At 49.2% G+C, this 7,500-nt stretch carries 6 protein-coding genes; all 6 read left to right on the top strand.

The window, feature by feature from the left end; all coding sequences use genetic code 11:
• Positions 1 to 717: 717 nt before the first annotated feature.
• The 6 genes from V7Z60_RS07950 to guaB all read left to right on the top strand — a co-directional run bounded on the left by V7Z60_RS07950 (position 718) and on the right by guaB (position 7,265).
• Positions 718 to 1,761, top strand: a complete 1,044-nt coding sequence (locus V7Z60_RS07950) for a methionine ABC transporter ATP-binding protein (protein ID WP_334117300.1) — start codon at positions 718 to 720, stop codon at positions 1,759 to 1,761.
• Entirely contained in the window at positions 1,754 to 2,440 is a 687-nt protein-coding gene (locus V7Z60_RS07945) for a methionine ABC transporter permease (protein ID WP_334117299.1), read from the top strand. Before V7Z60_RS07950 ends, V7Z60_RS07945 begins: the two co-directional genes overlap by 8 nt.
• A gap of 25 nt (positions 2,441 to 2,465) precedes the next feature.
• Positions 2,466 to 3,287 (top strand): MetQ/NlpA family ABC transporter substrate-binding protein, encoded by an 822-nt coding sequence (locus V7Z60_RS07940; RefSeq protein WP_334117298.1) that lies wholly within the window; start codon positions 2,466 to 2,468, stop codon positions 3,285 to 3,287.
• Between the two features lie 134 nt (positions 3,288 to 3,421).
• Complete coding sequence (locus tag V7Z60_RS07935; protein WP_334117297.1) at positions 3,422 to 4,750, top strand: hemolysin family protein; 1,329 nt, start codon at positions 3,422 to 3,424, stop codon at positions 4,748 to 4,750.
• A gap of 39 nt (positions 4,751 to 4,789) precedes the next feature.
• Complete coding sequence (locus V7Z60_RS07930; RefSeq protein WP_334117296.1) at positions 4,790 to 5,575, top strand: tyrosine-protein phosphatase; 786 nt, start codon at positions 4,790 to 4,792, stop codon at positions 5,573 to 5,575.
• A 199-nt stretch (positions 5,576 to 5,774) separates the two neighbouring features.
• Positions 5,775 to 7,265 (top strand): IMP dehydrogenase, encoded by a 1,491-nt coding sequence (guaB, locus tag V7Z60_RS07925; RefSeq protein WP_334117295.1) that lies wholly within the window; start codon positions 5,775 to 5,777, stop codon positions 7,263 to 7,265.
• Positions 7,266 to 7,500 lie beyond the last annotated feature (235 nt).

The raw sequence follows: 7,500 nt of genomic DNA, 5'->3' as shown, positions 1-7,500 counted from the left end.
GTCGCGACGCGGCACGAACTTATCATGAGCCTTGTTGCTGGTCTGAGCCTGATTAAGACAAGGTGTGAGAAGCAGCGGTCATGAGCCCGTAAAATCCAGTCGCGGATTACGGGCAAAAGGGCTATTTTTGAGATTTGCCCGTAATCGAAAGGATGACAGCAGTATTTTGCTGAGTCAAGAGTATTAATGAATCCGAATGAGACTGACGGCACTGTATTTTCCGTGGAAAAAGTTTCTATGAAGAAAATCCCCGCAAAAATACGGCGCGCAGGCCCGAAAGCAGATCAAAAACTCAGAAAATCGAAGAAATAGTCTGTTTCCCGGCCCCGCCGGCGTTCCAATGCCGGAAGATTCATTCTGATTAGGAATTTTAGAATAAAAAATTAGAAAAGGTGTTGACAAATTTCATAAATAATTGTAGTATCTAAGTCAACAGTATGATGACGTTGAAGAGAAGAGTAGGCATGGTGAGTACTTCGACAGAGAACTTCCGGGAGTTGAGAAGGAAGGTCGGAAAGCCATGCTGAAGATGAACTCCGAGTTAGATCGTTGGTGCAAGCTCGCGGTCCGCAGAAATGCGATAAAGTTTAAGGCTATGTCAGTAGTCAGTGAGGCCTGGATCGGAAGGTTCGGGCAAATTAAGGTGGTACCGCGGGTTTTCGTCCTTTTTCGGATGAGAGCTTTTTTTTTACGATTTTTTTAGGAAGTGATGACAGAATGATTGAATTTAAGAATATCTCGAAGACGTTTGAAACAGATGACGGACCCGTCAGAGCGGTCCGGGACGTCAACTTGAAAATCAAGGACGGCGAAGTTTTTGGAATTGTCGGTTTTTCCGGTGCAGGGAAGAGTACCCTGGTCAGAATGCTTAACGGTCTTGAAACGCCGACGGAAGGTGAAGTCATTATTGATGGCAAGAAAATCAACGGACTCAAGGGGGCTGAACTTCGCGGGCAGCGAAAGAAAATCGGCATGATTTTCCAGCATTTCAACCTGCTGTGGTCGCGGACCGTTCTGCAGAACATCGAATTTCCGCTGGAACTTGCAGGTGTCGATAAGAAGATGCGCGAAAAAAAGGCCAGGGAGCTTGCCGATGTCGTCGGCCTCGGGGACCGTATCCATGCATATCCGTCGCAGCTTTCAGGCGGACAGAAGCAGCGCGTCGGCATTGCCAGAGCACTGGCGAACGATCCTGACATTCTGATTTCCGACGAGGCGACGAGCGCCCTTGATCCGCAGACGACGGACGAGGTACTGGATCTGCTCGAACGGATCAATGAAAGGCTCAACTTGACGATTGTGATCATCACGCATGAGATGCACGTCATTCGCAAACTGGCCGACACGGTTGCCGTGATGGAAAACGGACAGGTGATTGAGGAAGGGCCGGTTGCAGAAGTCTTCACGCATCCGAAGGAAGATCTGACGAAGCGCTTTGTAAATGCAGAGGTTGACGCCAACCAGACCAAGGATACCCAAAGCGTCGTCAAGGACCTGCTCGAGCGCTACCCGAACGGACAGCTGGTCCAGCTCAGATTTCACGGCGGCCAGGTGGAGACACCTGTTGTCGGAAGGGTCATCAGGCAGTTCCCCGGACTTGAGCTGAGCATTCTGGAAGGTTCGATTCACCAGCTTGCCGACTCCAATTCGACAATCGGGACGCTGTTCATCCAGCTTCTGGGGACGAAGGAAGACATTGACGGCGCAATTCAGCTGTTCCATGAACTGCGCGTGGAAACGAAGGTGATTGATCATGAATAACAACGGTCTGGCATCATATTTTCAATTTAAGAACGTCAACTGGCCGAATCTCTGGTCGGCGGCATTTGAAACGGTTTGGATGACAGTTGTTTCGATTCTGATTGTTGCCGTTTTCGGACTTCTGCTTGGCCTGCTTCTTTACGAAACTTCAGGTTCAAACAGCAGGGCCGTCAAGGCATTGAACTGGGTCGTCGCCCTGTTCGTCAACGTGTTCCGTTCGATTCCGTTCATCATCCTGATCGTGCTGCTTTTGCCCGTAACACAGGTGCTTGTCGGCGCAATTACCGGTGCGAAGGCGGCAATTCCGTCGCTTGTCTTCTCAGCTGCACCGTTTTACGCAAGACTGGTCGAGATTGCATTTCACGAAGTTGACGGCGGAGTGCTTGAAGCAGCTGAATCAATGGGAGCCACCAAATGGCAGCTGGTTTTTAAAGTGCTGATTCCGGAGAGTCTGCCGGCGCTTGTTTCGGGAATTACCGTCACGGCAATTTCCCTGATCGGGTATACCGCCATGGCCGGTGCAATCGGTGCCGGCGGTCTCGGCCAGCTGGCGTACACGGACGGCTTCCAGTCCTACAACAACGCAATCACGCTGGCGGCAACGGTCGTCATTGTCATTATCGTGTTTGTCTTCCAGTATCTCGGCGACTTTGCCGTCAAACGAATTGATAAACGTTAATAAAAATCTTATGAGGTGAGAAATCATGAAAAAACTTACAGGTATTTTAACTGCAACAGTCGCAGCAGCAGCTCTTCTTCTTGGTTCAAATACAGTGGCGAATGCCGATACGACAATCACTGTCGGTGCTTCGGCAACTCCGCACGCGGAAATCCTGCGTCACGTTCAGCCGCAGTTGAAAAAGGAGGGCGTCAACCTTAAGATCAAGGTCTTCGATGACTACATCATGCCGAACAAGGCGCTTGCAAACGGCGAAATCGATGCCAACTACTTCCAGCACATTCCGTTTTTGAAGGACTGGAACAAGAAGAACCACGGCACTCTGGTCGATGCAGGTGACATTCACCTGGAACCGATCGGTGTCTACTCCAAGAAGTACAAGAGCCTGAAGAAACTGCCGAAGAATGCCAAGGTCTACGTTTCAAGCAATGTTTCCGATTACGGACGTGTCCTCAAGCTTTTCAAGGATGCGGGGCTGATTACGCTCAAGAAGGGTACGAAACTTGAAACGGCAACGTTCAATGACATCAAGACGAACAAGAGAAACATCACGTTCAAGCATACGTTTGAGGCAAAGCTGATGCCTAAGCTTTACGAATCAAACGAAGCCGATGCAACTGTCATCAACTCCAACTATGCCGTCCAGGCCGGACTCAAGCCGACGAAGGACGCAATCGCTCTTGAAAAGAAGTCTTCTCCATACGCCAATCTGATTGCAGTCCAGAAGGGCGACCAGAAGAAGCCTGCAATCAAGAAGCTCGTCAAGGCTCTGAAGTCCAAGTCAACACAGAACTGGATCAACAAGAAGTACAAGGGTGCAGTTCTTCCTGTCGGCAGCCAGAAATAACATTGAGAAGCCTCCGCTGGATCTTGAATCCGGCAGGGGCTTTTTGATTAAGCAACTTTTATATATCAACCCGGTTGAAATATGGTAAGATATTAATAGAGATAAATTAACTAAGGAAATGAGGAATGTGATATATGTCTAATGGTCAGGCGTTAACCAATCTGATCATAATTCTCGTCGTCTTTTATTTTGCTGCATTTTTCGTTGCGGCAGAATTTGCAATTGTCTCCGTCCGCAAGAGTGCGCTTGAAAGCGCGCTTGAGGCCGGTGAAGGAAACAAGCGCAAGCTGAAGCTCGCACTCAACATGGTGTCGAATATGAACGAGTATCTTTCTACAACGCAGGTTGGTGTCACGACAACTGGGATTATTCTGGGTTGGCTCGGCGCTGATACGCTGGCTACGCTTTTGTCCGACCTGCTTGGCTTCATGCCGCTGAACAGGACGAGCATCGTGGCAATCAGTGCCGTTCTTGGCGTCGTTATCCTGACGTACCTTGAAGTCGTCATTACTGAAATCGTGCCGAAGAACATCAGCATCGACATGCCGATGAAGGTCATGATGTTCATCGTGACGCCGCTGCACTATTTCCACGTCATCTTCTACCCGTTCGTATGGCTCTTGAATGCTTCCGCTTCAGGGATTGTCAAGCTTGTCGGGCTGAAGCCGGCGGGCGAGGAAGAAGACGTTCTGTCGCAGAATGAAATTCTCAATATTTCAAAAAATGCAGTGCACGGCGGTGCAATCGACAAGGATGACTTTGTCTACATGCAGCGTGCATTTGACTTCAACGACAAGGTCGCAAAGGACATCATGATTGACCGTACGAGTCTTGAAGTCGTTGACGTGACCGACACGGTTCGCGGCGTAATCAACAAGTATCTGCAGAAGAAGTTCACGCGCTTTCCGGTGGTTGCCAACAACGACAAGGACAAGATCTTAGGCTATGTCTACATTTATGACATGATTCGCCAGGCTCAGGTTGATGACTCCGTCCGGGTAAGCAAGGTCATGCGGACGATCATTACAGTGCCTGAAGTGACGCCGATTCAGAAACTTCTGCAGAACATGGTCCAGAAGCAGACGCCGATCGTGGTTGTTCTGGATGAGTACGGCGGCACGAGCGGAATCGTGACGGACCGCGACATTTATGAAGAACTCTTCGGGACCGTCAAGGATGAGGCCGACGACGTTTCGGCCGAGGACATCATTGACAATGAAGACGGAACATACAAGGTTTCGGGCAAGACGACCCTTTACGACTTTGAGCGCTACTTCAAGTTCCGCGATAAGGATTTCCAGGAGTCGGAGAGCGTGACGATTGCAGGCTATCTGCTTGAAAACTACAAGGTTAAGCTCGGTTCGGTCGTTACAATCGGCCAGTTTGACATCAAGGTCACTGAATTTAACCGCAACTACATCGAATGGTTGGAAGTTTCGCATCATCAGGAAGAAAAAGAGTAAGCAAAACGGGGCAGTCTGCCTCGTTTTTTTGCAAGGAGGGTGAAATATTTGGAACGTTTCTTGAATTTGGAAAGCGGCGTTAATTTCCGCGAACTTGGCGGGTACCAGACGCTTGACGGCTATACGACGAAGTGGCACAAGGCGTTGCGTTGCGGCAGCATGTCCTATTTGACCGAATCCGATCTCAGAAAGCTTGCTGAATACGGGCTCAGCTGCGTCGTTGACCTTCGTTCTGAGAGCGAGCGGAATTATGGTCCGGACAGGCTTCCTGAAGGTACCAGGCACGTTCTGGCATCGGTCTATCCGCTTGATCATTCGCTTCTGGAAGACGTCGGCATTGCAAAATACAGTGCGTTGTCCAGAAACGGTCTCGGCTTTGCCGAAGAAACGTACGTCAAAATGCTGGTTGATCCGCATGCGAGGGAAGCTTACGGCAAGATGTTCCAGGCACTCGTTGAAAATGACGGGGAAGGAAGAAGCCTGGCATTTCACTGTGTTGCCGGCAAGGACCGGACCGGCATCGGCGCCTTCTTGTTTTTGGGGCTGCTTGGCGTGAAAAGGGAAACTGTGCTTGAAGACTTCATGCTGACCAACCTGGCTTTTTCAGAAAGAACTGCCAGAGAGCAGAATGCCATCGTGGAAAGTTCACAGGGCAACGAGCTGGCTGAAAGGCTCAATTCGTATCTGGGCGTGAGGAAGGAACATTTTCTGATTCTGGAGAAGACGATTGAGATAATCTCTGGAAACGTCCGTGATTTCTGCTTCGAATATCTGAACGTCAGCAAAGAGGATTATGAAAAAATGCGGTTAAATTATTTGGAATGATTGCATATAACGAATAATTAAGTGTGTTTTCGGATAGTTTAAGCCGTTAAAGAGAGTAAATTACGAACTATTATCATGGTAAATGATGTAATTTTGATGATAATGCTAAGAATTCACTAAGATTCCTTGCAATTCTTAGAAATTTTTTGTACATTATAAGACAAACAAAAAATAACTATATTAAAGGAGAGTTCTTAAAATGTCCAATTGGGATACTAAATTTGTCAAAAAAGGCCTGACCTTTGACGATGTCTTATTAATTCCGGCTGAAAGCCATGTTTTACCAAATGATGTTGACCTCAGCGTTCAACTTGCAGATAATTTGAAGCTCAATATCCCAATCATCAGTGCCGGCATGGATACGGTCACGGAATCGGCCATGGCAATCGCAATGGCACGTCAGGGCGGTCTTGGCGTCATCCACAAGAACATGTCGATTGAACAGCAGGCTGATGAAGTGCGTAAAGTAAAACGCTCTGAAAGCGGCGTTATCATCGATCCGTTCTACCTTACGCCTGAAAACTCCGTGCTTGAGGCAGACGGTTTGATGCGCAAATACAGAATCAGTGGTGTTCCAATCGTTGAAACTCTCGAAAATCGCAAATTCTGCGGCATTATTACGAACCGCGACATCCGCTTTGTTGAAGATCATACCGTTGAAATCGGCAAGGTCATGACAAGGGAAAACCTGATCACTGCGCCGGAAGGCACTTCATTGGAAAAGGCAGCGGAAATCCTGCAGCAGCACAAGATCGAAAAGCTTCCTTTGGTTAATGCCGAAGGTCAGCTTGTTGGTCTGATTACGATCAAGGACATCGAAAAGGTCGTTGAATTTCCGAATGCAGCCAAGGACAAGCACGGTCGCCTTTTGGCTGCGGCTGCAGTCGGCGTTACGAGCGACACGTTTGAACGTGCTGCCGCATTGCTTGATGCAGGCGCTGATGCACTCGTAATCGATACGGCACATGGACATTCCGCAGGCGTTCTGCGCAAAATCAAGGAAATCAGAGAACATTTCCCGGATGCGACATTGATTGCCGGAAACGTTGCAACGGCCGAAGCAACCCGCGCCTTGTACGAAGCAGGCGTTGACGTTGTCAAAGTCGGCATCGGACCTGGCTCAATCTGCACGACCCGCATCATCGCCGGCGTCGGCGTTCCACAGCTCACGGCTGTTTACGATGCAGCAGGCGTTGCACGCGAATACGGCAAGACAATCATTGCCGACGGCGGCATCAAGTACTCCGGCGACATCGTCAAGGCACTTGCGGCCGGCGGCTATGCAGTCATGCTTGGTTCAATGCTTGCCGGCACGGATGAAGCACCCGGTGAAACAATCATTTATGAAGGCCGTCGTTTCAAGACATACCGCGGCATGGGCAGTCTTGGCGCCATGGATTCAACGCATGGTTCAGCAGACCGCTACTTCCAAAGCGGCGTCAACGAGGCAAACAAGCTTGTTCCCGAAGGTATCGAAGGTCGCGTTGCATACAAGGGCAGCGTAGCCGATATCGTTTACCAGATGGATGGCGGGCTTCGCTCTGGCATGGGCTATGTTGGTGCACCTGATTTGAAGGCTCTCCGCGAAAATGCTCAATTCGTTCAGATTACAGGTGCCGGCCTGCGCGAATCGCATCCGCATGATGTTCAGATTACAAAGGAAGCTCCTAACTATTCAGCAAAGGTATAATGGCAAGCAAAAAACCTCGTTTCGTTTGGAACGAGGTTTTTTTTATGAAAATGCAGTGCAGACGGCAGCAATTTGTTTTGTGAATCAATTTCCCTGATTCGGCGGAATCAGGGAGCAGATCTTTGATTTACGGGCAAATCCCTAAAATCGGCATTTTGCCCGTAATCTCGAACTGAATTTTACGGGCTCATGACCGCAGCTTCTCACACCTTGTCCTAATTGGGTTCGAAGCAGC

This window comes from Ligilactobacillus sp. (assembly GCF_036846325.1).
In the GTDB taxonomy this organism is placed as follows: domain Bacteria; phylum Bacillota; class Bacilli; order Lactobacillales; family Lactobacillaceae; genus Ligilactobacillus.
Note: the sequence above shows the minus strand (reverse complement) of the source record. Positions and strands in the feature narration are given on the sequence as shown.